This window comes from Amphibiibacter pelophylacis, assembly GCF_037688875.1.
In the GTDB taxonomy this organism is placed as follows: Bacteria; Pseudomonadota; Gammaproteobacteria; order Burkholderiales; family Burkholderiaceae_C; genus Amphibiibacter; species Amphibiibacter pelophylacis.
On the sequence record NZ_JAWDIE010000022.1, the window covers coordinates 24,177 to 49,197 of the forward strand.

At 66.9% G+C, this 25,021-nt stretch carries 21 protein-coding genes; 6 read left to right on the forward strand and 15 right to left on the reverse strand.

Annotated features, from left to right (window positions below; genetic code table 11):
* Positions 1-23: 23 nt before the first annotated feature.
* The 6 genes from RV045_RS12545 to RV045_RS12570 all read right to left on the reverse strand — a co-directional run bounded on the left by RV045_RS12545 (position 24) and on the right by RV045_RS12570 (position 8,125).
* A complete protein-coding gene (locus RV045_RS12545; protein WP_423236132.1) occupies positions 24-1,997 on the reverse strand; it encodes an ABC-F family ATP-binding cassette domain-containing protein in 1,974 nt (657 codons plus the stop codon).
* 138 nt (positions 1,998-2,135) lie between these two features.
* Positions 2,136-2,936 carry a DUF481 domain-containing protein gene (locus tag RV045_RS12550; RefSeq protein WP_423236133.1) on the reverse strand — a complete coding sequence of 267 codons (801 nt, stop codon included), beginning with the start codon at positions 2,934-2,936 and terminating at the stop codon, positions 2,136-2,138.
* A 244-nt stretch (positions 2,937-3,180) separates the two neighbouring features.
* Positions 3,181-4,194, reverse strand: a complete 1,014-nt coding sequence (gshB, locus tag RV045_RS12555) for a glutathione synthase (RefSeq protein ID WP_423236134.1) — start codon at positions 4,192-4,194, stop codon at positions 3,181-3,183.
* On the reverse strand, positions 4,191-6,059 hold the full coding sequence (locus RV045_RS12560) for a potassium transporter Kup (RefSeq protein WP_423236152.1): 1,869 nt from the start codon (positions 6,057-6,059) through the stop codon (positions 4,191-4,193). Before RV045_RS12560 ends, gshB begins: the two co-directional genes overlap by 4 nt.
* Before the next feature lie 46 nt (positions 6,060-6,105).
* Positions 6,106-7,389: a glutamate--cysteine ligase gene (gshA, locus tag RV045_RS12565; RefSeq protein WP_423236135.1), complete on the reverse strand. Its 1,284-nt coding sequence runs from the start codon at positions 7,387-7,389 to the stop codon at positions 6,106-6,108.
* Between the two features lie 97 nt (positions 7,390-7,486).
* Positions 7,487-8,125 (reverse strand): RNA pyrophosphohydrolase, encoded by a 639-nt coding sequence (locus RV045_RS12570; RefSeq protein ID WP_423236136.1) that lies wholly within the window; start codon positions 8,123-8,125, stop codon positions 7,487-7,489.
* 60 nt (positions 8,126-8,185) lie between these two features.
* Here RV045_RS12570 and RV045_RS12575 point away from each other — a divergent pair, with 60 nt between their 5' ends.
* From RV045_RS12575 to dusA, 6 genes are read left to right on the forward strand one after another with little or no spacing between them, the layout of a single operon-like run.
* Positions 8,186-9,952, forward strand: coding sequence for a proline--tRNA ligase (locus RV045_RS12575; protein WP_423236137.1), 1,767 nt, complete (start codon positions 8,186-8,188; stop codon positions 9,950-9,952).
* Positions 9,949-10,644, forward strand: a complete 696-nt coding sequence (locus tag RV045_RS12580) for a lytic transglycosylase domain-containing protein (RefSeq protein ID WP_423236138.1) — start codon at positions 9,949-9,951, stop codon at positions 10,642-10,644. The genes RV045_RS12575 and RV045_RS12580 overlap by 4 nt, the downstream gene beginning before the upstream one ends.
* 14 nt (positions 10,645-10,658) lie before the next feature.
* Entirely contained in the window at positions 10,659-12,734 is a 2,076-nt protein-coding gene (locus RV045_RS12585) for an ATP-dependent helicase (RefSeq protein ID WP_423236139.1), read from the forward strand.
* Positions 12,735-12,789: 55 nt separating this feature from the next.
* Positions 12,790-13,077, forward strand: coding sequence for a type II toxin-antitoxin system ParD family antitoxin (locus RV045_RS12590; protein WP_423236140.1), 288 nt, complete (start codon positions 12,790-12,792; stop codon positions 13,075-13,077).
* A 43-nt stretch (positions 13,078-13,120) separates the two neighbouring features.
* A complete protein-coding gene (locus RV045_RS12595) occupies positions 13,121-13,372 on the forward strand; it encodes a type II toxin-antitoxin system RelE/ParE family toxin (protein ID WP_423236141.1) in 252 nt (83 codons plus the stop codon).
* Between the two features lie 14 nt (positions 13,373-13,386).
* Positions 13,387-14,445, forward strand: a complete 1,059-nt coding sequence (gene dusA / locus RV045_RS12600) for a tRNA dihydrouridine(20/20a) synthase DusA (RefSeq protein WP_423236142.1) — start codon at positions 13,387-13,389, stop codon at positions 14,443-14,445.
* A gap of 16 nt (positions 14,446-14,461) precedes the next feature.
* On the opposite strand, the gene RV045_RS12605 is transcribed toward dusA, so the two are convergent.
* The 9 genes from RV045_RS12605 to htpG all read right to left on the reverse strand — a co-directional run bounded on the left by RV045_RS12605 (position 14,462) and on the right by htpG (position 24,927).
* Entirely contained in the window at positions 14,462-15,043 is a 582-nt protein-coding gene (locus RV045_RS12605; protein ID WP_423236143.1) for a DUF1801 domain-containing protein, read from the reverse strand.
* Between the two features lie 198 nt (positions 15,044-15,241).
* A complete protein-coding gene (gene dcd / locus RV045_RS12610; RefSeq protein ID WP_423236144.1) occupies positions 15,242-15,811 on the reverse strand; it encodes a dCTP deaminase in 570 nt (189 codons plus the stop codon).
* Between the two features lie 64 nt (positions 15,812-15,875).
* Positions 15,876-17,237 (reverse strand): BaiN/RdsA family NAD(P)/FAD-dependent oxidoreductase, encoded by a 1,362-nt coding sequence (locus RV045_RS12615; protein ID WP_423236145.1) that lies wholly within the window; start codon positions 17,235-17,237, stop codon positions 15,876-15,878.
* Positions 17,234-18,019 carry a 16S rRNA (uracil(1498)-N(3))-methyltransferase gene (locus tag RV045_RS12620; protein ID WP_423236146.1) on the reverse strand — a complete coding sequence of 262 codons (786 nt, stop codon included), beginning with the start codon at positions 18,017-18,019 and terminating at the stop codon, positions 17,234-17,236. The genes RV045_RS12615 and RV045_RS12620 overlap by 4 nt, the downstream gene beginning before the upstream one ends.
* Before the next feature lie 50 nt (positions 18,020-18,069).
* On the reverse strand, positions 18,070-19,749 hold the full coding sequence (locus RV045_RS12625) for a long-chain-fatty-acid--CoA ligase (RefSeq protein ID WP_423236147.1): 1,680 nt from the start codon (positions 19,747-19,749) through the stop codon (positions 18,070-18,072).
* 46 nt (positions 19,750-19,795) lie between these two features.
* On the reverse strand, positions 19,796-21,241 hold the full coding sequence (locus tag RV045_RS12630; RefSeq protein WP_423236148.1) for an NAD(P)(+) transhydrogenase (Re/Si-specific) subunit beta: 1,446 nt from the start codon (positions 21,239-21,241) through the stop codon (positions 19,796-19,798).
* 1 nt (position 21,242) lies between these two features.
* Entirely contained in the window at positions 21,243-21,545 is a 303-nt protein-coding gene (locus RV045_RS12635) for an NAD(P) transhydrogenase subunit alpha part 2 (protein WP_423236149.1), read from the reverse strand.
* Positions 21,546-21,548: 3 nt separating this feature from the next.
* Positions 21,549-22,850 (reverse strand): Re/Si-specific NAD(P)(+) transhydrogenase subunit alpha, encoded by a 1,302-nt coding sequence (locus RV045_RS12640; protein WP_423236150.1) that lies wholly within the window; start codon positions 22,848-22,850, stop codon positions 21,549-21,551.
* Positions 22,851-23,028: 178 nt separating this feature from the next.
* Positions 23,029-24,927, reverse strand: coding sequence for a molecular chaperone HtpG (gene htpG, locus RV045_RS12645; RefSeq protein ID WP_423236151.1), 1,899 nt, complete (start codon positions 24,925-24,927; stop codon positions 23,029-23,031).
* Between the last annotated feature and the right edge of the window lie 94 nt (positions 24,928-25,021).

Genomic DNA, 25,021 nt, shown 5'->3' on the forward strand with positions numbered 1-25,021 from the left:
TGTGAAAGCGCGGCGAGAAAGGCTCAGCTGGCGCCGGGCTTTCGGGCATCGAGCTGCTCCCAGCGCTCCAGAGCGGCCATCAAAGCCTCTTCCAGGCGATCGAAATGGGCCTGGACCTCGCCCGCCGCCGTCAGCGTGCGGGCCTGTCCGTCCAGCGCCTGGACCGGAACGGCCACGCCCGGCCCCTGGTAGAGCGAGCCGTCGGCCAGCAGCGCGGTCAGGCGGGCCAGTTCGGACTCCATGGCCTCGATGTGCGCGGGCAGCGCGTCCAGTTCGCGCTGCTCTTTGTAGCTGAGCTTGACGCGCGCGGGCGCCGCCGGAGCGCTGACTGGCGCAGCCACGGGCTCAGGCGGTGCCGCTGCTGCGGGTTGGGCCTGCGCGGCGCTGCGCTGGGCCTGCGCCATGCGCTGGCTTTGCACCGCCCAGTCGGTGATGCCGCCCTCGAATTCGCGCCACTGCCCGGGGCCTTCCCAGACCAGCAGGCTGGTCACGACGTTGTCCAGAAAGCGCCGGTCGTGGCTGACCAGAAACACGGTCCCGGGATAGGTCTGCAGCAGCTCTTCGAGCAGCTCCAGCGTTTCGATGTCCAGATCGTTGGTCGGCTCGTCCAGCACCAGCACGTTGGCCGGGCGGGCAAAGAGGCGCGCCAGCAGCAGGCGGTTGCGCTCGCCACCCGACAGCGTGCTGACCGGCGCATTGGCGCGCGCGGGCGAGAACAGGAAATCGCCCAAGTACGACATCACGTGCTTGCGCGCGCCACCGATTTCGACCCAGTCGCTGCCCGGGCTGATGGTGTGCGCCAGCGTGGCGCTGTCGTCGAGCTGGGCGCGCATCTGGTCGAAGTACGCGACCTGAATCTGCGTGCCCAGCGCCACCGTGCCGCTGTCGGGCGGCTCCAGCCCCAGAATCAGGCGCAGCAGCGTGGTCTTGCCTGCGCCGTTGGGGCCGACGAGACCGATGCGGTCGCCGCGCAGCACGGTGAGGTCCAGCTGGTGCGCGATCTGGCGCTCACCCTCGGTGTGGGCGTAGCGCTTGCTGACCTGCTCCAGCGTGGCAACCAGTTTGCCCGAACGCTGGCTGCCATCAACCTGAAGGCGGACCTGGCCGACGCGCTCGCGGCGCTGTTCGCGCTGTTCGCGCAGCGCCTGCAGGCGGGTGATGCGGCTCTGGCTGCGCGTGCGGCGCGCTTCGACGCCCTGGCGGATCCAGACTTCTTCCTGCGCCAGCAGCTTGTCGAAGCGGGCGTTGGCGAGCTGCTCGTCGTGAATCTCCTGCGCCTTTCGGGCTTCGTAGGCGCTGTAGCGGCCGGGATAGCTGCGCAGCGTGCCGCGATCCAGCTCGACGATGCGCGTGGTAACAGCGTCCAGAAACGCGCGGTCGTGGGTGATGAGCACCAGCGCCCCGGCAAAGCCGTTGAGCAGGCCTTCCAGCCAGGCGATGGCCGACAGGTCGAGGTGGTTGGTGGGCTCGTCCAGCAGCAGCACGTCGGGCCGGGCGACCAGCGCCTGCGCCAGCGCCACACGCTTTTTCTGGCCACCGGACAGCTCGGCGACGACGCGCGTGCCGTCCAGATCCAGCCGGTCCAGGGTTTCGTCCACGCGGCGCGACCAGCTCCAGGCGTCCAGCGCGGTGATGCGGGTTTCCAGCTCTTCGATCAGCGCGGCATCGGGCTGGGGCAGCTCATGCTGGGCGGTCCAGGCCTCGACGGCGTCGCGCTCGGCCTGCACGCCCTGCGAGACGGCCTCGAAAACGGACAGGCCCGCGTCAAAGCGCGGCTCCTGCGGGACGTAGACCAGACGCAGGTTCTGCTGGCGCTGGATCAGGCCGTCGTCCAGCGGCTCCAGCCCGGCCAGGACCTTGAGCAGCGAGGATTTGCCCGCGCCATTGCGCCCGATCAGGCCGACGCGCTCGCCCGCCTCCAGCGACACGTCGGCGTGGTCCAGCAGGGCCACGTGGCCGTAGGCCAGGCAGGCCTGGGTCAGGGAAAGCAGTGCCATGGGCGCGGTCCGTTTCGGGAAAATCGGCGGATAAAACAAAAGCGGCTGCGGGACTCCCGTCCACGCAGCCGCTGGCTGAACCATCATCGGGCCGGGGATTGTATCGCCCGGCTGTCGGCAAGGTCAGCGCTCAGGCGATCAGTTCGCGCCCAGCTTGACGTTCACGCCCGTCAGGATGGACAGATCGTTCTTCTTGTTGCCCAGGGCGGGCTTGCTGTTGTAGTTGTTGGTCAGGCCCAGGGTGGCGCTGATGGTGTTGGTCAGCGCGACGCTGCCGCCTGCGGTGGCCTTGATCAGCATGGCCTTGTCGCCGCTGATGCCGGGCTGCAGTTCGACGCTCTGGTAGGCGGTCAGCTGCGGGCCGATGGCGTGGGTCGAGGCCTCGCCCAGCACCACGGAAGCGCGGCTGAAGCTGGTGCCGGTCTCGCCGTTGACAGTCTTGTTGCTGCCGTACTTGTCCGCGCTGTAGCCCAGACCGCCGTAGACGTCAAACGTCATGTCCGGGGCCTTGATGACGTGGTAGCCCAGACCAGCGCCCACCGAGGTGCGCAGGTTCAGGTCCTGCTGGCCGTCACGCAGGAAGCCCAGATTGCCGTAGCCGTAGATGTCGGAGGTGATGTTGTAGTCGTACTGGCCGAACAGGCTGGCGTTGTTGGCGGCGACGTTCTGGCTGGTGGAGCTCAGGGTGCCATCGGCGTTCAGCACACGGGCCGTGCCCTGGGCGCGGTTGATCAGCGCGTTCAGGGTGATGCGGTCGACGGCGGTGGCGCGGTTCAGGTTGCCGCTGATGGCAACGCTGCGCGACTCGCTGTTGCCCTGGGTGATGGCACCGGAGGCACCGACGCTGCCGCGCCATTGACCGTCCTGCGCTTGCGCCATGGCAGTACCAGCAGCGGCCAGGCTCAGGGCCAGAACGGACAGTTTCACGAATTTGGACATGATGGATTCCTGTTGATCTAAGGGTTTACGAGAGGTAGTGTGGTCATTCTAGGGAGTTACCCTGGCCCGTCCAGACTTGGCGGGTGATTTCCCCGGAATCCGGCGGGATTGGCCTCAAATGTGTGCAGACGACGCAACACATTGATACAAGTGATTGAATCCAAATAAAAATCGCCGTGAAGATTTCGAGTCCTCACGGCGTCCCGGGTTCCCTACGGCGCAATTCTTTACCGGCGCACCCCCATCAGCCACCCACGCCCTGCTTCGCCAGCCCGTCCCAGAACAGGCGGGCGACATCGCAGCCGGTCTGCCAGGTGATCTCCTGGAAGCAGGTCGGACTGGTGACGTTGATCTCGGTCAGGTGGCTGCCGATGATGTCCAGCCCCACCAGGAAGAGGCCGCGCCCGGCCAGCACCGGGCCCAGCGCGCGGGCGATGCGCCAGTCGTCGTCCGTCAGGGGGCGGGCCTCGCCGCGCCCCCCGGCCGCCAGGTTGCCGCGCACCTCGCCGTTCTGCGGGATGCGCGCCAGCGCGTAGGGCACGGGCTCGCCGCCGATCAGCAGAACGCGCTTGTCGCCCTGGTCGATCTCGGGCAGGCGGCGCTGCACCATGATCGTCTGCGCGCCGTCCTGCGACAGCATCTCGATGATGCTGCCCAGGTTCATGCCGTCCTGCGCCACGCGGAAAATGCCCGCGCCGCCCATGCCGTCCAGCGGCTTGAGGATGATGTCGCCGTGCTCGCGCCAGAAGGCGCGAATCTGCGTCGCGTCGCGCGTGACCAGCGTGGGCGGCGTGAACTGCGGGAACTCCAGAATGGACAGCTTCTCCGGATGTCCGAACAGCGCCTCCGGGCGGTTGAACACGCGGGCGCCTTCGCGCGCGGCCTGCGCCAGCAGGTGGGTGGCGTAGAAAAAGGCCGTATCGAAGGGCGGATCCTTGCGCATCAGCACGGCGGCAAAGTCCTTGAGGGGCTGCCACAGCGGGGCGTCGCCGCCCGCCGCCACGTCAAACCATTCGGGATGCGTGCCCGCCGCCACAGGCAGCGGCAGATCGTGCAGGAGCAGCTCGCGCACCTGCGCCTGAACGCCGGTCTGCTCCGTCCTGGTCAGGCTGTCGACCAGCGCCACCCAGACGCGCAGGCCACGGCGCTGCGCCTCGCGCATCATCACGTAGGTGCTGTCCTTGTAAATGGCAAAGGATTCGGGCGCGTCGGCCACGAAAAGGATGGACGCAGGGGTGCGTGCGGCGCTGTCTGTCATATCTCGACCTTGGAACCCAGTTCAACGACCCGGTTGGCCGGCAGGCCCAGGAAGTCGGCCGTATCGGCGGCGTTGCGGTGCATGCTGGCGAAGAGCTTCTCGCGCCAGGCCGACATGCCCGAGCCCACCGTGGGCATGACCGAATCGCGCGACAGGAAGTAGCTGGTGTCCATTTCGTCCAGCGGCACGCCGCGCGAAGTCAGCTGCGACAGCGCTTCGGGCACGTCCGGATCGTTCTTGAAGCCGAAGTTCAGGATGACCTGCCAGCAGTCGTGGCCCAGCTGCTCGATCTCGACGCGCTTCTGGAACCCGATCCACGGCACTTCATGCGTGCGGGCGGTGACAAAGAGGTTGTACTCGTGCAGCACCTTGTTGTGCTTGAGGTTGTGCAGCAGCGCATTGGGCGTCATGCCCACGTCGGGCGTCAGAAAGACCGCCGTGCCCGGCACGCGCGCAGGCGGGCTGTAGAAGACACCGTCCAGGAACTCGGACAGGTTCAGCGCATCGTCGCGCAGGTGCTGGCGCACCAGGGCGCGGCCGCGCTGCCAGGTCGAGATCAGCATGAACATGACCGCGCCGATGACCAGCGGGAACCAGCCGCCGTCGATCACCTTGAGCAGGTTGGCGCCCAGGAAGGCCAGGTCAATGACCAGGAAGAAAGCCGTTGCGGCCACGCACAGCACCGGGTTGAGCTTCCAGGCGTAGCGGATCACGAAGAAAGTCAGGATGGTGGTGATGCTCATGTTCACCGTCACCGCGATGCCGTAAGCCGCCGCCAGCTTGCCCGACGAGCCAAACATCAGCACCGCGAAGACCACCGCCGCATACAGGCCCCAGTTGACCACCGGGACGTAGATCTGGCCCGTGTCGCGCACCGAGGTGTGCAGGATGTGCATGCGCGGCAGATAGCCCAGCTGGATGGCCTGCTTAACCACCGAGAACAGCGCCGAGATCAGCGCCTGCGACGCAATCACCGTGGCCATGGTCGCCAGGATGACCATGGGCCACAGCGCCCACTGCGGCACCATCAGGTAGAAGGGATTTTCCGCCGCCTTGGGGTTGGCCAGCAGCAGCGCGCCCTGGCCGAAATAGTTGATCAGCAGTGCGGGCATGACCAGGCCGTACCAGGCGATGCGGATGGGTTTGGCGCCAAAGTGACCCATGTCGGCATAGAGCGCCTCGCCGCCCGTCACGCACAGCACCACCGCACCCAGCACCACAAAAGCGACAAAGCCGTGCTGCGCGAAAAAGTGCAGCGCGTACCAGGGGTTGACCGCCAGCAGCACATGCGGGTTGGACGCAATGTGCGGCAGGGCCACCAGCGCAATCGCCACGAACCAGACCAGCGTCACCGGCCCGAAAGCGCGCCCGACCCGCGCCGTGCCAAGGCGCTGCACGGCAAACAGCGCCGTGAGCACCGCCAGCGACACCGGCAGCACCAGACGATCCATGCTGGGCGCGATCAGCGACAGGCCTTCCACCGCCGACAGCACCGAAATGGCCGGCGTAATGACCCCGTCGCCAAAGAAAATCGCCGTGCCGAACAGCCCCAGCAGCGCCACGCGGGCGCGCAGGCCAACGCGGTCCCCCACCGCCGACAGCGCCAGCGCCAGCAGCGCGATCACGCCGCCTTCGCCGTGGTTGTCGGCGCGCAGCACCAGCAGCACGTATTTGAGCGACACCACCAGCGTCAGCGCCCAGAACATCAGGGACAGCACGCCCATGATGCTGTCGTGGTCGATGGGCACGTGGCCCAGCAGGAAGACTTCCTTGACGGCGTACAGCGGGCTGGTGCCGATGTCGCCATAAACGACGCCCAGAGCCGCCAGGGTGAGGGCGGCCAGAGAGGTTTTTTTCTGCATGATGGCTTTCAGGTCCGCTGCGGACCGTGAGACGCGGGCAAGCGGGCTGTCAGTCGTACTGCTCGGCCTGCGGGTCGGTGGCTTCCATCTCGTAGGAAGCGGCCAGCAGCGCCAGGCGGCCCAGAACGCCGTACATGTAAAAGCGGTTGGGCTCGGCGGGACCAATCTGCGGCTGGCCCATCAGACGCGCCAGCTCCATGGGCACGAAGCGCGCGCCGGGGGAGTTCAGGTTCTCGTCGATGCCGCGCTCGCCGTGGACGCGGTAAAAACCGCCGACCACGTAGCGGTCCATCATGTAGACGACGGGCTCGGCCACCGAATCCTCGATGCGCTCGGAGGTCGGCACGCCCTCCTGGATGATGACGCGGCTGAGCGCCTGGCCGTCTTTCACCGTGCTCATCTTGTTGCGCGAGCGGCGGTTCAGGCTGTCCAGATCTTTGGCATCACGCACCGTCATGATGCCCATGCCGTAAGTGCCGTTGTCGGCCTTGACGATGACAAAGGGCTTTTCGGTGATGCCGTACTCTTTGTACTTGCGCCGGATGCGGCCCAGCAGGCTGTCGACGTGGTTCTGCACGCACTCCAGGCCCGTGCCTTCGGCGAAATCGACTGCGGGGCAGTTCTCGAACAGCGGATTGATCAGCCAGGGGTCCATGCCCAGCACTTTGGAGAACTTCTTGGCGACTTCCTCGTAGCTTTGGAAGTGGCGCGATTTGGTGCGCACCGCCCAGCCGGCCTGCAGCGGCGGCAGCAGATACTGCTCGTGCAGGTCGCGCAGGATGTCCGGAATGCCCGCCGACAGGTCGTTATTGAGTAGAATCGTGCACGGATCGAAGTGCTTGAGCTTGATGCGGCCGCGCTCGCGGATCAGCGGCTCGGTGGTCAGCACCGAGCCGTCGGCCAGCTGGATGTCGGTCGGCTGCGTGACGGCGGGGTCCAGGCTGCCCAGGCGCACGTTCAGCCCGGCCATGTGGAAAATCGTCATCAGCTGCTTGACGTTGGCCAGGTAGAAGTGGTTACGCGTGTGGTTCTCGGGGATGAGCAGCAGGTTCTTGGCCTCGGGGCAGATCTTCTCGATCAGGGCCATGGCCGCCTGCACCGCCAGCGGCAGCATGTCGGGCGTCAGGTTGTTGAAGCCGCCCGGGTAGAGGTTGGTGTCCACCGGCGCGATCTTGAAACCCGCATTGCGCACGTCCACCGAGCAGTAAAACGGCGGCGTGTGCTCCATCCACTCGAGGCGGAACCAGCGCTCGATGACGGGCATGGATTCAAGAATGCGCTGTTCCAGCTCGTTGATGGGACCAGTCAGTGACGTAACCAGATGAGGGACCATGAGAGGTGTCCAAATGAAAGTGACAGCGGATTAAACCACCAAACGCCCGATTTTGCTGCACCTGCACAAGGGGGTGCTGGCGACTGCACAACACGGTTCAGCCGGGACGGGTGTCGGGGGTTGCGGCGCCGGGATCGGCTTCGGTCGCCGGAGCATCCAGCCCTTCGCGGCGCGGTGGGCGCGGGCCGCTGCGCGGACGTCCCGCCCGAGGCTGACCCATGCGCTGGTAGCCCTCCGGCGGCACGGTCGACACGCGGCCCGCGTCGGGCGGAAGATGGCCGACCAGCTCGGACAGCGCTGCCACGTAGACGCCGCGCTTGAACTCGATCACGGCTTCCATGGGCACCCAGTACTCGCTCCAGCGCCAGGCGTCGAACTCGGGGTGGCTGGTGGCGCGCAGGTCCAGGTCGCTGTCGCGGCCGGTCAGGCGCAGCAGGAACCAGATCTGCTTCTGGCCCTTGTAATGGCCGCGCGCCTCGCGCCGCACAAAGTGGGCGGGCACGTTGTAGTGCAGCCAGTCGCGCGTACGCGCCAGAATCTGCACATGGGCCTGCGTCAGGCCCACTTCTTCGTGCAGTTCGCGGAACATGGCCTCTTCCGGCGTCTCACCCTGCTTGATCCCGCCCTGGGGAAACTGCCAGGAGTGGGTGCGCAAGCGCTTGCCCCAGAAGACCTGGTTGTGCGCATTCAACAGGATGATGCCGACGTTAGGCCGATACCCGTCACGGTCAAGCATAATCGAACCCCAATTTTCAATTGTGGCCATTATCGCATCACCGGCCCGGCGCACCACCCCATGAAAGCATCCCAGTTCTTCATCTCCACCCTCAAGGAAGCGCCCGCTGACGCGGAAATCACCAGCCACCGGCTGATGATGCGCGCCGGGCTGATCAAGCGCCTCGCGGCGGGCATCTACACCTATATGCCCATGGGGCTGCGGGTGATCCGCAAGGTGGAAAACATCATCCGCGAAGAAATGAACCGCGCAGGCGGCATCGAAATGCTGATGCCCGTGATCCAGCCCGCCGACCTGTGGCAGGAAACGCGCCGCTACGACACCATGGGCCCCGAGCTGATGCGCGTGCGCGACCGCCACGACAAGGAGTTCGTCGTCCAGCCCACGAGCGAGGAAGTCGTCACCGACATCGCCCGCCAGGAGCTGCGCAGCTACAAGCAGCTGCCGAAAAATTTCTACCACATCCAGACCAAGTTCCGCGACGAGCGCCGCCCGCGCTTTGGCATCATGCGTGGGCGCGAGTTCACCATGAAGGACGCCTACTCCTTCGACCGCAGCCCCGAGGCCGCCGCCGTCAGTTACCAGCGCATGTATGACGCCTACTGCGCCATATTCAACCGTCTGGGACTGGATTACCGCGCCGTGCGCGCCGACACCGGCGCCATCGGCGGCGATCTGTCGCACGAGTTCCAGGTCATCGCCGACACCGGCGAAGACGCGCTGGTCTACTGCCCGCAGTCGGATTACGCCGCCAACATCGAGCTGGCCGAAGCCCTGCCGCTGCTGGACGCCCGCGCCGCGCCCACGCAAGCCCTGGCGCTGACCCCCACGCCCGGCGCCAGCACCTGCGCCGATGTTGCCGCCTTCCTGAAACTGCCGCTGCAGCAGACGCTGAAATCGCTGGTTCTGGCCTGCGACATCCCTGCCGACGAGGCCGCAGGCACGCCCGCGCGGGCGCAGGTCGTGCTGCTTCTGCTGCGCGGCGATCACGACATGAACGAGGTCAAGGTCGGCAAGCTGCCGGGCTTCGAGCACGGCTGGCGCTTCGCCCACCTGCGCGAAATCGAAGCGGTTTTTGGCAGCCAGCCCGGCTACCTGGGCCCCGTCTTTGCGGGCGGACGCCCGGCCGGCCTGCGCGTCATCGCCGACCGCACCGTCGCGCTGATGAGCGACTGGGTCTGTGGCGGCAACCAGGTCGACACCCACTACACCGGCGTCAACTGGGGCCGCGATCTGCCCGAGCCCGATCTGGTCGCCGACATCCGCAACGTGGTCGAGGGCGACCGCAGCCCGGATGGCGCAGGCCTGCTGGCCATCCAGCGCGGCATCGAGGTCGGCCACGTCTTCTACCTGGGCACCAAGTACGCCAAGGCCATGAACGCGACCTTCCTGGACGAGACCGGCAAGCCCGCACTGATGGAAATGGGCTGCTACGGCATCGGCGTGACGCGCCTGCTGGGCGCCAGCATCGAGCAGCGCCACGACGCGCGCGGCATCCGCTGGCCGGTGGCCATGGCGCCGTTCAGCGTGGTGCTGTGCCCCATCGGCATGGACCGCAGCGAGCCCGTTGCGCAGGCCGCGCAGCAGCTCTACCAGCAGCTGCTGGAGGCGGGCGTCGACGTGATCCTGGACGATCGCGGCGAGCGCCCGGGCGCCATGTTCGCCGACTGGGAGCTGATCGGCGTGCCGCTGCGCGTGGTGCTGTCCGACCGTGGCCTGAAGGAAGGCCAGCTCGAAATGCAGGGCCGAAGCGATGAAGAGGCGGTCAAAATCGGCGCCGATGCGGCGCTGGATGCCATCCTGAGCCACCTAAAATCGGCGGCATGAGCCTGCTGACCGATCTGCCTTCCGCCGCCACCGACACGCCGCTGGACCCTCTGAGCCGCCGCCGCCTGCTGGGCGGTGCGCTGCGCTGGTCGCTGGGCGCGGGCCTGCTGCCGCTGGCGGCGGGCGCGCAGGCGCAGTACGGCTACGGCGGCAAGGGCCAGGCCGAAGAGCCACTGGGCAACGCCGTGCGCACCGCGCTGTCGGCTGCCGTGTCCAACGGCGCGCCGCCCGTGCCCGTGCTGCCCACGCCCGAGATGCAGGCGCAATACGGCCGCTGGTTCGCCGCCATGAACGCCCGCCTGCAGGGCCGCATGGACGACGATCTGGACCGCCAGGATTTCCTGGCCACCGTCTGGTACGAATCGCGCCGCGCGGGGCTGGAGATCGCGCTGGTGCTGGGCCTCATCCAGGTCGAGAGCGCTTTTCGCAAATACGCCGTCAGCAGCGTGGGCGCGCGCGGCTACATGCAGGTCATGCCCTTCTGGATGCGGCTGATCGGCAATGGCGACGTCAGCCTGCTGTTCCGCATGCAGACCAATCTGCGCTTTGGCTGCGTCATCCTGCGCCACTACATCGACCGCGAAAACGGCGATCTCTTCATGGCCCTGGGCCGCTACAACGGCAGCCGGGGGCGTTCGGCTTATCCGGATGCGGTGTTTGGCGCACGCCAGCGCTGGATCATGCCCGCGTGAAACCCGACTGATCCATGGCCAGTGTCCAGCTCAATCCTGCACAGATGCAGGCGGTTTACCATTTGTCCGGCCCCTGCCTGGTGCTGGCGGGCGCGGGCTCGGGCAAGACCGGCGTGATCACGCACAAGATCGGCCACCTGCTCAACCAGGGCCACCGCCCCGACCAGATCGCCGCCATCACCTTCACCAACAAGGCCGCGCAGGAGATGCGCGAACGCGTCAAAAGCCTCGTGGGCGGACGCGCGGCGGGCAAGATCCTGATCTCGACCTTCCACTCGCTAGGCGTGCGCCTGCTGCGCGAGGACGGCCACCACCTGGGGCTGAAGGAAAAATTCTCGATCCTGGACAGCGATGACGTGCTCTCCGTGCTGCGCGACGCGGGCGGCAGCACCGACGCCAAGCAGGCGCGCCAGTGGCAGTGGGCGATCAGCCTGTGGAAAAACCAGGGGCTGGACGCCGCAGGCGCCGCCGCCGCCGCCCAGAACGACGAAGAGCGCGTGACCGCGCGCATCATGCAGCTCTACCAGGAGCGCCTGACCGCCTACCAGGCCGTCGATTTTGACGACCTGATCGGCATGCCGCTGGCGCTTTTGCAGCGCACGCCCGAGGTCCAGGCCAAGTGGCAGGCGCTGCTGGGCCATGTGCTGGTCGACGAATACCAGGACACCAACGCCGTGCAGTACGACCTGCTCAAGGCGCTGGTGCAGCGGCCGGACGGGCGGGTGATTCCCTTCACCGCCGTGGGCGACGACGACCAGAGCATTTACGGCTGGCGCGGCGCCACCATCGACAACCTGCGCCGCCTGCCCGACGATTTCCCCGGCCTGCGCGTGATTCCGCTGGAGCAGAACTACCGCTCGACCGGCGCCATCCTGCGTGCGGCCAACAACGTGATCGCGCTCAACCCGAAAATCTTCGAGAAAAAGCTCTGGAGCGAATTCGGCGAGGGCGAGCCCGTGCGGCTGTCCGAGGCCGACAACGACGAGCACGAGGCCGAGCGCCTGGTCGCCCGCATCCAGGCCCTGCGCGGCAGCGGCGAGCACGCGGGCGCCTCCGAGTGGAAGGATTTTGCGGTGCTCTACCGCGCCAACCACCAGTCGCGGCCGCTGGAGCAGGCGCTGCGCAAGGCACAGATTCCCTACAAGGTGTCGGGCGGCCAGAGCTATTTCGACCGCGCCGAGATCAAGGATCTGTGCGGCTGGCTGCGTCTGCTGGTCAACCCGGACGACGATCCGGCCTTTCTGCGCGCCGTCACCACGCCCAAGCGCGGCATCGGCCACCAGAGCCTGGGCAAGCTGGGCGAATTCGCCGGGCGCTGGAAAATCAGCCTGTTCGAGGCCCTGTTCCGCGACAGCCTGCACACCGCCCTGCCCGCCCGCGCCATCGATGGCCTGCACGAATTCGGCCGCTATGTGAACGAGCTGGAGTACGCCGCGCGCCACACCAGCGGCGCCGAAGACGCCAAGGTGCTGCTGCTGGACTGGCTCAAAACCATCGGCTACGAGCAGCACCTGCGCGACAGCGAGGAAAACGAGCGCCTGGCCACCACACGCTGGGGCAATGTGCTGGATTTCATCGACTGGATCGCCAAACGCTGCGGCGGCGAGATTTCCGCCGAAGGGGGCGCCACCACCGAATCCCCACGCCAGACCGTGCTGGAAGTGGCGCAGACGGTGAACGTGATCCTCTCGCTGGCCGAGCGCGGCGAGGAGCAGAACGTCGTCACGCTATCGACCCTGCACGCCGCCAAGGGGCTGGAGTGGCCACACGTGGTGCTGGCCGGGGTCAACGAAGGGCTGCTGCCTTTCCGCTCCGAAGCCGACGAGATGACGCCCGAGCGCCTGGAAGAAGAGCGCCGCCTGATGTACGTCGGCATCACCCGCGCGCGCCGCACGCTGGCCGTCTCCACCCTCAAGCGGCGCAAGCGCGGCCGCGAATGGGTGGCCGGCATCCCCAGCCGTTTCATCGGCGAGATGAAGCTGCACGAAGTCGCCGAGGGCGTCGACCCCAAAGCCAAACTCAACGCCCTGCGGGCCAGGCTGGGGGAGAAAATTGCGCAGAAGGGCAACGAGAAGGGCGGTGGCGCTTGACCGATATCCATGCCATGGATACGCTGTGTCAGCATCGACTTCAAAGGATGATCCGATGAGCCTGCACCTCAACCTGTCCCCCGAAATGGAAGGTTTTGTCAGAGAGAAAGTCCGGACGGGCTTTTATGGCAACGCCACCGAAGTCATCCGCGATGCGCTGCGACGCATGCAGGCGGAAGACGCCCGCCTGACCGCCTGGCGGGCGGCCATCCAGGCGGGAGACAACGAGCTCGACCGGGGGGAAGGCATCGCCTGGACCCCGCGACTCATGGACGATCTCACCCGCATCGCACTGGATGCCACTCAGCAGGGCCGTCCCATGGACCCCGATGTCCTGCCCTGAGCCCAGACCCTTGCGGCTAGCGCCCCGAGCGCAGCAGGATCTTTTGGACATCCTGCGCTACACCGCAAAGACATGGGGCCCAATTCAGCTTGCGGCCTACCGCGACAGACTGGACCAGGCCCTGACTGCGATCAGCGCCGACCCGCTGGCCGCTGGCCACGGCAGGCCCGATCTTCCCGCCTCGCACCGGTCCCGCCAAGTGGGCTCGCACCTGATCATCTACCGCCTGGAGCCGAACGGCGTCGGCGTCGTGCGTATCCTGCATCAGCGCATGAGCCTGGCGCGCCACCTGTGACGAACTCAGCCCCCATGCATCAACTGGAACCCTTTGAACGGCCCTCCCCCTGGCGCCTTGCCGTCGCCCCCATGCTCGACTGGACGGACCGGCACTGCCGCTATTTCCACCGGCTGATCACGCGGCGCACGCGGCTTTACACCGAGATGGTGACCACCGGCGCGCTCCTGCACGGCGATCAGGGGCGGCATCTGGATTTCGACACCGCCGAGCACCCCGTGGCGCTGCAGCTGGGCGGCAGCGAACCAGCCGATCTGGCCGCCTGCGCGGCGCTGGCACAGCGCTGGGGCTATGACGAGGTCAACCTGAACTGCGGCTGCCCCAGCCCGCGTGTGCAGCGCGGCGCGTTTGGCGCCTGCCTGATGGGCGAGGCCGATCTGGTCGCGCGCGGCGTGGACGCCATGCGCCAGGCCTGCGATCTGCCCGTCACCGTCAAGCACCGCATCGGCATCGACCGCCAGGACAGCTACGGCTTTGTCCGCGATTTTGTCGGCACCGTGGCGCAGGCTGGGTGCAGCGTGTTCATCGTGCACGCGCGCAGCGCCTGGCTGGACGGGCTCAGCCCCAAAGACAACCGCGAGATTCCGCCGCTGCGCTACGAGACGGTCTACCGCCTGAAGCGCGAGTTTCCGCACCTCACCCTCGTGCTCAACGGCGGCGTGGCCGACAACGCCGCCATCGCGCAGCACCTGGCGCACGTCGATGGCGTCATGGTCGGCCGCGCTGCCTACCACCAGCCCTGGCTGATGGCCGACTGGGACGACACGCTGTGGCGCGATCCGGCCCAGGTGCCCTGCGCTGCAGACCGCAGCGACGCGGGCCAGGCCGCCGACCTGGCCCGCCGCCGCGCGATTGAGGCGCAGATGGTCGATTACATGGCGCGGCAGTTGGCCGCTGGCGCCGACAAGCCCCACCCGCCGCGCTGGCCCGCCATGGCGCGCCACATGCTGGGCCTGTACCACGGCGTGGACGGCGCCCGGCGCTGGCGCCAGGCCTGGTCCGATTCAAAACGTCAGAATGAATCGCCACAGGCCGTGTTCGAGAGCCTGCATGGGGCAAGTCGCCGGGGCTGAAGGCCCTGCGGCCTGTTCAGCCCCGCTCCACGCCCTCATCCTCCCCGGCCGCCGAAACGGGCATCGGGACTTCGGCCCGCGCCTCGGTGCCCGTTTCGGGCGCAGCCTGCGGCAGCACGATGCGGCGGCGGCTGACGCGCGAAATCACCACCGGCGGGCGGCTGCCCGCGGGCGCGCTCCAGCCCGCGTCGGGGGCCTGGATGGGCGTGGCGCCCTCCTGGAAGTGCGGCACACGCGTGCCCGCCAGGCGGATGCTGGCGCGCACCAGATCGCACACCAGCGCCTCGTCCAGTGGATCGCCCAAGGGACACTTCAGATGCTTGGCCTGCTTGTCGGAGCCCAGCAGCATGGGAAAGCGCGACAGCAGCAGCGATCCGTTGAACACCTGCAGATTGATGTGGGTGCGGTGGGTGGAGATGGCCAGCAGGGCCCGCCCCCGATAACTGAAGACCAGATTGCCCCAGTGGACGCCCCGCAGCAGTTCGTCATCGCACGACTGGACCAGGGCGCACAGCGCGTGAACGGGGGCCTGGACCTTCAGGGGCAAAACATCAAACCAGTGCTTGACCAGCGGCTCAGGACGGGGCGAGACCTTCATGCCGGGAACTCCTTGTACTGCAACAGCGAAAAAACATCAGAAACACTCCTTCGCCGCCTGGCCACTGGATGCCAGACGGTCCGTTCCCGGAATTAGTTCTCATGTTCCACGCGCAGCGCGGAGGCCGCCATCCCCGGTTCGGGTGGAATGCAGGCCGCTGCCGCCCCGGCAGTGCCCCGCGCCCGACCGGGCCTGACGTCAGATGTGGGGCAAGGTGACGCCCCGCTGTCCCTGGTATTTGCCCTTGCGGTCCTTGTAGCTGGTCTCGCAGACCTCGTCGCTCTCGAAGAACAGGACCTGCGCGCAGCCTTCGCCCGCGTAAATCCTGGCCGGCAGCGGCGTGGTGTTGGAGAATTCCAGCGTCACATACCCCTCCCACTCTGGCTCGAACGGCGTCACATTGACGATGATGCCGCAGCGTGCGTAAGTGCTTTTGCCCAAGCAGATGGTCAGCACGTTGCGCGGAATCCTGAAATATTCCACGGTGCGCGCCAGCGCAAAACTGTTGGGCGGGATGATGCAGACGTCGCCTTCAAAATCGACGAAACTTTTTTCGTCGAAGTTCTTCGGATCAACCACCGTGGAGTGCACGTTGGTGAAGATCTTGAACTCGCGCGCGCAGCGGATGTCGTAGCCGTAGCTGGACGTGCCGTAGCTGACCACTTTGCGGCCTTCGGTGTCCTGACGGATCTGGCCCGGCTCGAACGGCGAAATCAGCCCATGCTCCTGGGCCATGCGCCGTATCCAGCGATCGCTTTTGATGGTCATGCGCAGCGGTTTGAAAGTGAACGAAAGGCGGCGTGATTATAGGGGCAGAAGTCTGGCACCTGCCTCAAGCCCGCACCGGGCGGTCGGCCAGCCACCGTGCGGCACCCTCGCCCGCGACCCAGCCGCTGGCCAGACAGGCGGTCAGCAGGTAGCCGCCGGTGGGCGCGTCCCAATCCAGCATTTCGCCCGCCAGGAACAGGCCGGGCTGCGCGGGCCACATCAACGCTTCGTCCAGCGATTCCAGAGCGACACCGCCCTCGGTCGAGATGGCCTCGGCCAGCGGACGCGGGCCCGCCACGCGCAGCGGCAGCGCCTTGATGCGCGCTCCAAGCCGGGCGATGGCCTCGGCGCTGCCTTCCTGGCCGCCATCACGGCCCTCATCACGGCCCAGATCGCGGCCCAGAATTTCGAACAGCAGCGCCACTTTCGGGGCCGTGAGCGGCAGCGTGCTCTGCAAGTGGCTGCTCCACGATTTGCTGCCACGCCCGCGCGACAGCGCCTGCCGAACGCGATCGGGCGACCAGTCGGGCAACAGATCCATCCACAGATCAGGGCCGATGCGACCCGGCTGTGCGCAGCGCCGCCGCCACTGCGGCCCAAGCCGGTAGACCAGCGGGCCCTCCAGGCCGGTGGCGGTGATGACCGCTTCGCCGCGCCAGAAGCGGCCGGGCCCGTCCTGCGCCTCAGGCAGGGCCAGCGCGATGGATTTCAGCGCAGCCCCCGCGTGGCGCTGGGCCAGGTGGGCGCTCCAGCCCGGCCCGCTGGGCTGGCCCGTGTCCACATCCAGCCCGCAGTTGCTGGGCGACAGCGGCCGCAGCGTCGCGCCCATGGCCTGCAGGGTGGGCCACCAGGCACCGTCCGAGCCCAGCTGCGGCCAGCTGCCGCCACCCAGAGCCAGCAGGAGGGCGTCGGCGCGGTGTTCGACCTCCCCCGCAGGCGTGGCCAGGCGCAGTGACCAGGCGCCGTCCGAGCCGGCCGGATCGCGCTGCGCGCCCAGCCAGCGGTGGCGCGGGTGCAGGCGCAGCCCGGCGCGGCGCAACGCCGCCAGCCAGGCCCGCAAGAGCGGTGCGGCCTTCATCTCGACCGGAAAAACGCGGCCCGAACTGCCCACAAAAGTCGCCACGCCCAGCGCCTGCGCCCAGTCCTGCACGGCCTGCGGACCCAGCGCGTCCAGCCAGCGCGACACGGCGGACACCGGCGCGTGGGCGTCCTCGCCCGCGCTGTAGCGGGCGTCAAAAGCGGGACGGGCCTCGCTGTGCGTCAGGTTCAGGCCGCCGCGCCCGGCCAGCAGGAACTTGCGCCCCACCGTGGCCTTGGCCTCGAAGAGATCCACTTCCAGCCCCGCCGCCAGGGCCTGCTGCGCCGCCATCAGCCCAGCCGGTCCGCCGCCGACGATGGCCAGGCGTCTGCCGCGCGGGCCTGTCATGCCGACCACCGTGCGGCCCAGACACCCAGCGCCTGCAGCGGCGCCGTGTCAGCGCGCAGCACGCGCGGGCCCAGGCTGGCGGGCTGCGCTCCGGCGGCACGCGCCTGAGCCAGTTCAGCTTCGTCCAGCCCGCCTTCGGGGCCGCTGGCCAGCAGGACAGCGACTGGCGTCGCCTGCGCCGCGCAGGTCTGCCACCAAGGCTCAGCGCCTTCCTCCAGCGTCAGGACATGGGCGGACATGGTGGCAGCAGAGACGCCTGCAGCATCGCCCGCCGAAAGACGCGGCCAGGACTGGCCCCAGAACGCCGCCCAGTCCTGCACCGGATGCACGGCGGGGATGCGGTCGCGGCCGCACTGCTCGGCGGCGGACACGGCCACGGCCTGCCAGTGGGCGATTTTTTTGGCAGCGCGCTCGCCGCTCAGGCGCAGCACGCTGCGGCGGGTGTGCAGCGGCCACAGCGCGGTCACGCCCAGCTCGGTGGCTTTTTCGACCAGCGCGTCCATGCGCTCGTTGGCCGGCATGCCCACGGCCAGGTGTATGGGCGCGGGCAGCTCACGGTGAACGGGCAGCGGCTGATCCAGCCGCACCTGCACGCTGCGCCGCGCCATGGCCAGCACCGTGGCCTGCCAGTCGCCGCCGTGGCCATCAAACAGGCGCAACGCGTCGCCGGGCTGGTGGCGCAGCACCTGGACGTGGCGCGCCGCGCCTTCGGGCAGTTCGAGCTCCAGGCCCGCCCGCCAGGCGCCGGGCGCCACTTCTGGACAGAAAAAACGCGCCGACATGGTCACTCCCGGGCTGTGTGCAGCGGGCGATTGTAGCCAGCGGCCCGCGCTCAGGCGGTCTTGTCGCGCAGTTCGCGGCGCAGAATCTTGCCCACCGGCGTCTTGGGCAGCTCGGTGCGGAACTCGATGTGGCGCGGGCGCTTGTAGCCGGTCAGGTTCTCGCTGCAAAAGGTGCGGATCTGCGCCTCGGTGACGGCCGGATCGCGCAGCACGACGACGATCTTCACCGCCTCGCCCGTGTGCTCGTCGGGCACGCCCACGCAGGCGCATTCCAGCACGCCGGGCATCTGCGTCATCACGTCTTCGATCTCGTTGGGATAGACGTTAAAGCCGCTGACCAGGATCATGTCCTTCTTGCGATCGACGATTTTCACGCGGCCGCTCTCCTGCAGCACGCCGATGTCGCCGGTGCGGAAATAGCCGTCTGGGGTCATCACTTTGGCGGTTTCGTCGGGGCGCTGCCAGTAGCCCTGCATGACCTGCGGGCCGCGCACGCTGATCTCGCCGGGCTGGCCGTCGGGCACGGGCTGGCCCGCGTCGTCCAGGATGGCCACGTCGGTGCCCGGCAGCGGCAGGCCGATGGTGCCGGTGAACTCGCGGCTGTTGACCAGGTTGGCCGACACCACAGGCGAGGTTTCCGACAGGCCATAGCCTTCGCAGATGGCGCAGCCGGTGCGCGCCAGCCAGTCTTTGGCGGTTTTGCTCTGCACCGCCATGCCGCCACCCAGCGAGATTTTCAGCTGGCTCCAGTCCACCGTGGCGAAATCCGGGTGGTTGAGCATGCCTTGGAAGAGCGTGTTCACCGCCGGGAAAATATGCACCGGGTTGGCGCGCAGCGTTTTGAACAGCGCAGGCAGATCGCGCGGATTGGGGATAAGCAGGTTGCGCCCGCCCAGCGCCAGCGCGAACATCATGTTGGCCGTGAAAGCGAAGATGTGATACAGCGGCAACGCGCAGGCCAGCGTCACCTGCTGTCCGGCCGGGACGGTGTTGGCCGCCGGGGCCATCCAGGCCAGACACTGCAGGGTGTTGGCGATGAGGTTGCGATGGGACAGCACCGCCCCTTTGCTCACGCCCGTGGTGCCGCCGGTGTACTGCAGCGCCGCGATGGCGTCGGGCGAAATCTCAGGGGCCGTGAAGCGCGCCTGGCGACCTTGGGCCAGGGCCTGGGGCCAGGGCACTGCGCCGGGCAAATCAAAGGCAGGGACCAGTTTCTTGACGTGGCGCACCACGGTGTTGACCAGCAGGCCCTTGAGCAGCCCCAGGCTGTCGCCCATGGTGGCCAGAACCACATGCTCGACGCCGACCTCGCGGCGCACCTCCTGGAAAGTGCGGGCGAAGTTTTCGATGATGACCAGCGCCTTCGCGCCCGAATCATTGAGCTGGTGGCGCAGTTCGCGCGGGGTGTAAAGCGGGTTGACGTTGACCAGCACCAACCCGGCGCGCAGCACGGCCGCCACGCAGACGGGATACTGCATCACGTTGGGCATCATCACCGCGACCCGGTCGCCGGGCCTGAGCCCCAGCGACTGGAAGTAGGCCGCCATGGTGCGCGAAGCCTCGTCCAGTTCGCCATAGCTCATGGACTTTCCCATGAAGACAAAGGCACTGCGCTCCCGGAAGCGCTGGAAACTGTCCTCGAACAGCGCCCCCAGCGAGGCGTATCGGCTCAGATCGATCTCGTGCGGCACACTCTCTGGGTAGTGCGCCAGCCAGGGGCGACGGTGCATGAAGGTCTCCTTGGGGTGATGCGACGGCCTCTGGGGGCCGTCTGCATTATTCCACCGCCTTGACCATATCCTCCAGGACTTTCTTGGCATCGCCAAAGACCATCATGGTCTTGTCCATGTAGAACAGCTCGTTGTCCAGGCCCGCGTAACCTGCGGCCATGGAGCGCTTGTTGACGATGACGGTGCGCGCCTTGTAGGCCTCAAGAATCGGCATGCCGTAAATCGGGCTGCCCTTGGTGTGCGCAGCGGGGTTCACCACGTCGTTGGCGCCCAGAATGATGGCCACGTCGGCCTGCCCGAACTCGCCATTGATGTCTTCCATCTCGAAGACCTGGTCGTAGGGCACTTCGGCCTCGGCCAGCAGCACGTTCATGTGGCCCGGCATCCGGCCAGCCACCGGATGGATGGCGTACTTGACGGTCACGCCCTTCTCGGTGAGCTTGGCCGCCAGCTCCTTCACCGCGTGCTGCGCGCGCGCCACCGCCAGACCGTAGCCGGGGACGATGATGACGGTTTCGGCATTGCCCAGCACAAAAGCGGCGTCGTCGGCGCTGCCGCTCTTGACGTTGCGCTGCACGGCCTCACCGCTGGCCGCGTCGGCCGCTTCACCGCCGAAACCGCCCAGAATGACGTTGATGAACGAGCGGTTCATGGCCTTGCACATGATGTAGCTCAGGATGGCGCCCGAAGCGCCGACCAGCGAGCCCGCCACGATCAGCATGGGGTTGTTCAGGCCAAAGCCGATGCCTGCCGCCGCCCAGCCCGAGTAGCTGTTCAGCATCGAGACCACCACAGGCATGTCCGCGCCACCAATCGGGATGATGATGAGCACGCCCAGCACAAACGCCACCATCACGATCAGGAAGAAGACAAAGCCGCTTTGCGTCAGCATGAAGAGCAGGCCCAGCACCGCGATGGCGATGCCCAGCCCCAGGTTAATCTTGTGCTGGTTGGGGAAGGTGACCGGCGCGCCCTGGAAGATGCGGTGCCTGAAGCGCCCGCTGAGCTTGCCGAAGGCGATGACCGAGCCGCTGAAGGTGATCGCGCCGATGGCTGCGCCCAGGAAAAGCTCCAGGCGGTTGCCAGTGGGAATGCCGCTGCCTTCGCCGTCCATGCCGCCAAGGCCAAACACATAGGGTTCGGCGACCACGGCCACGGCGATGAAAACCGCCGCCATGCCGATCATGCTGTGCATGAAGGCGACCAGCTCGGGCATCTTCGTCATTTCGACGCGGCGGGCCATCTGCGCGCCCGCGTAACCGCCAGCACCCAGGCCAATCAGCACCCAGATGTAGCCCCAGCCCACGCCTTCGCCGTTGGCGCGCGCCTGGCTGGCGATCAGGAAAAAGGTGGTGACGATGGCGATGGCCATGCCCGCCATGCCGAACTTGTTGCCCTTGATCGAGGTCGTCGGGTGCGACAGGCCCTTGAGCGCCTGGATGAAGCAGATCGACGCGATCAGGTAGAAAAACGCAATGGTGTTGGCACCCATGTCAGGCCCCTCGCTTGTCTTTTTTCTGGAACATTTCCAGCATGCGCCGGGTGACCAGGAAGCCCCCGAACACATTCACCGCCGCCAGCGCCACCGCCAGCACGCCCATCAGCTTGCCAAAGGGCGAATGCGTCAGCGCCGCCGCCATCATGGCGCCGACGATGACGATGGCCGAAATGGCGTTGGTCACCGCCATCAGCGGCGTGTGCAGGGCGGGGGTCACGGTCCAGACCACGTGGTATCCGACATAAATGGCCAGCACGAAAACCGTCAGGTTCATCATGCCGTGCGTCACTGCTTCCATGCTTTACTCCTTGGCAGGGGTTTCGGGGGCGGGCTCGGCCGCAGATTCGGGAGCGGCCTCGGCTGGAGCTTCGGGGGCTGGCGCAACCTCGGGCTCTGCTTGCGGGGCCGTCGCTTCGGGCTCGGCTGGAGCTTCGGGGGCGGGCGCGGCAGGCGCCGGGCCCTTGCCGCGCAGCAGGGCGCCGCCCTGGGTCATCAGGCAGGCGCGGACGATTTCGTCGTCCAGGTCCAGCGCCAGCTGCCCGTCCTTGACGATGAGCTTGAGAAAATCCAGCACGTTGCGCGCGTACAGCGCCGAGGCGTCGGTGGGCACTTCGGCGGGCAGGTTGCCCGGGCCCAGAACCGTCACGCCGCCGTGGTTGACCGTGCTGTCCAGGCGGCTGAGTTCGCAATTGCCTCCACGGCCATCCTCGCCTTGGGTCTGCGCGCCACGCCCGGCCGCCATGTCCACGATGACCGAGCCGGGCTTCATGGATTCGACCATGGCCGCGGTGACCAGCGTGGGCGCGTCGCGGCCCGGGATCAGCGCGGTGGTGATGACGATGTCGGCCTGCGCCACGCGGCGGGCGACTTCGGCCTTCTGGCGCTCCAGCCAGCTTGCGGGCATGGGACGGGCGTAACCGCCCACGCCTTCAGCGGCTTCGCGCTCTTCGGCGGTCTCGTAAGGCACGTCGATGAACTTGCCGCCCAGCGATTCGACCTGCTCCTTCACGGCCGGGCGCACATCGGACGCCTCGATGACCGCGCCCAGACGCTTGGCGGTGGCGATGGCCTGCAGGCCCGCCACGCCCACGCCCAGCACGACCACGCGGGCGGCCTTGATGGTGCCCGCAGCTGTCATCAGCATGGGGAACAGTTTGGGGTAGTGGTGCGCGGCCAGCATGACGGCCTTGTAACCGGCCAAGTTGGCCTGGCTGGACAGAACATCCAGGCTCTGCGCGCGCGAGATGCGCGGCGCGGCTTCCAGCGCAAACGCCGTCACGCCCGCATCGGCCAACGCCTGCAGGCCGTCGGTGTCAAAGGGATCGAGCATGCCGATCAGCACCGCGCCGCTTTTGAGCTGGCGACGCGTGCCGTCCTGCGGCGCGCGCACGGTGATGACCATGTCGCTGGCCAGCGCCGTGGCCGCATCGACCACCGTGGCGCCAACGGCCTCGTAGTGGCTGTCAGGCCAGTGGGCGGACTGGCCCGCCCCCTGCTCGACCTGAACGGTGTGGCCCTGGGCCACCAGCTTTTTCGTCACCTCCGGGCTGATCGCCACCCGGGTTTCACCCTTGAGGGTCTCTTTGGGGACACCAATTAGCATGCCTGCTGCTCCTGCATCGCGGGGGGCGGTTGCCGCCCATCTGCAGGGATGATACCAGGTGGGCGCGCCCGATTCTGATCCCGGGCTGAACGCCAGGGTATGCCCGGGTTCAGACCTGGCCCAGGCCAGGCTTCAGGGATCGCTGAAGCCCGCAGGAATCAGGCCGCCGCAGCCTGAGTCAGACCGGCACGCCCTGCACCAGCAGCGCCGTCACGCGCTTGACATAAGCCGCCGGGTCGTCGATGGCCGCGCCTTCGGCCAGCAGCGCCTGATCGAGCACGATGTGGGCCAGATCATCGAACTGCGCGCTGCCTTCCATGCCCTTGATCAGCGCGTGGCCGGGGTTGATCTCCAGAATCGGCTTGACGCTGGGCGCCTCCTGCCCGGCCTGCTTGAGCAGACGCGCCAGGTGGGCGCTCATATCGTGATCAGCGACCACCACGCAGGCCGGGGAATCCACCAGGCGCGACGTGGCGCGCACGTCCTTGACGCGATCGCCCAGCGCAGTCTTGATGCGATCCACCAGCGGCTGCGCGGCCTTGGCGCTTTCCTCGGCCTGCTTTTTCTCGGCCTCGTCCTGCAAATCGCCCAGGTCCACCGACCCCTTGGCGACGCTGGTCAGGCTATGGCCTTCGAATTCGAACAGGTGCGACAGCATCCACTCGTCCACGCGGTCGGTCAGCAGCAGCACCTCCAGATCCTTCTGGCGGAAGATTTCCAGCTGCGGGCTGGATTTGGCCGCCGCCAGAGTATCAGCGGTGATGTAGTAAATGGCTTTCTGGCCTTCTTTCATGCGCGACACATAATCGGCCAGGCTCACCGTCTGTCCCGCATCGTGCTTCGTGCTGGCAAAGCGCAGCAGTTTGGCCAGGCGCTCGCGGTTGGCAAAATCTTCGCCCACACCTTCCTTGATCACGGCACCAAATTCGGTCCAGAAATCGGCGTATTTGGCTTTGTCGTCTGCGCTTTCGCTGTCGGCCAGCGCTTCCAGCATGGACAACACGCGCTTGGTCGAGCCTTCGCGGATGGCTTTGACATCGCGGCTTTCCTGCAGCAGCTCGCGCGACACATTCAAAGGCAGGTCGGCGCTGTCGATCACCCCTTTGACAAAGCGCAGATAGCTGGGCATCAGCGCTTCGGCGTCGTCCATGATGAACACGCGCTTGACATACAGTTTCACGCCGCCCCGGCGCTCGCGGTTCCACAGATCCATCGGCGCCTTGGCCGGGATATACAGCAGCTGCGTGTATTCGCTGCGGCCTTCGACCCGGTTGTGCGTGTAGGCCAGCGCGTCGGCCTGGTCGTAGGAAATCTGCTTGTAAAACTCCTGGTACTGCTCCGGCGTGATGTCACTTTTGCTGCGCGTCCACAGCGCCGAGGCTTTGTTGATGGTTTCCCAGGTGTCGGTCAGCTGGTATTCGGATTTCTCTTCGTCCCACTTCTCTTCACGCATCAGAATGGGAATCGAGATGTGGTCCGAGTATTTACCCACCACCGATTTGATTTTCCAGCTGGACAGAAACTCATCCTCGCCCTCGCGCAGATGCAGGATGATGTCGGTCCCGCGCTGCTCGCGCGGAATGGTTTCCAGATCGAATTCGCCCGTGCCTTCGCTGCTCCAGCGCACACCCTGATCGGCGGGCAACCCAGCGCGGCGGGTTTCTACGGTGATGCGGTCGGCCACGATATAGCCCGAATAAAAACCCACGCCAAACTGGCCGATGAGCTGGGCGTCTTTCTTCTGCTCGCCTTCCAGGCTGGCCATGAATTCGCGCGTGCCGCTGCGCGCAATCGTGCCCAGGTGCGAGGCAGCTTCTTCGGCGCTCATGCCGATGCCGTTGTCGCTGATGGTCAGCGTGCGCGCATCCTTGTCAAAGCGGATGCGGATGGCCAGATCGGTATCGCCGCCAAACAGCGCATCGTTATTGATGGCCTCGAAGCGGAGTTTGTCGCAGGCGTCGCTGGCATTGGAGACCAGCTCGCGCAGGAAAATCTCTTTGTTCGAATACAGCGAATGCGTCACCAGATGCAGAATCTGTTTGACTTCGGCCTGGAAGGCATGGGTTTGCTTGGTCATGGTTGGCTCCATAGCAGGGTCGCAGAGGGGGTGTCAGGGGTCCACGCGGGACGTCAAGCCCCTAAAATGGGGACAGCCTGGCCGATTTCAAGAG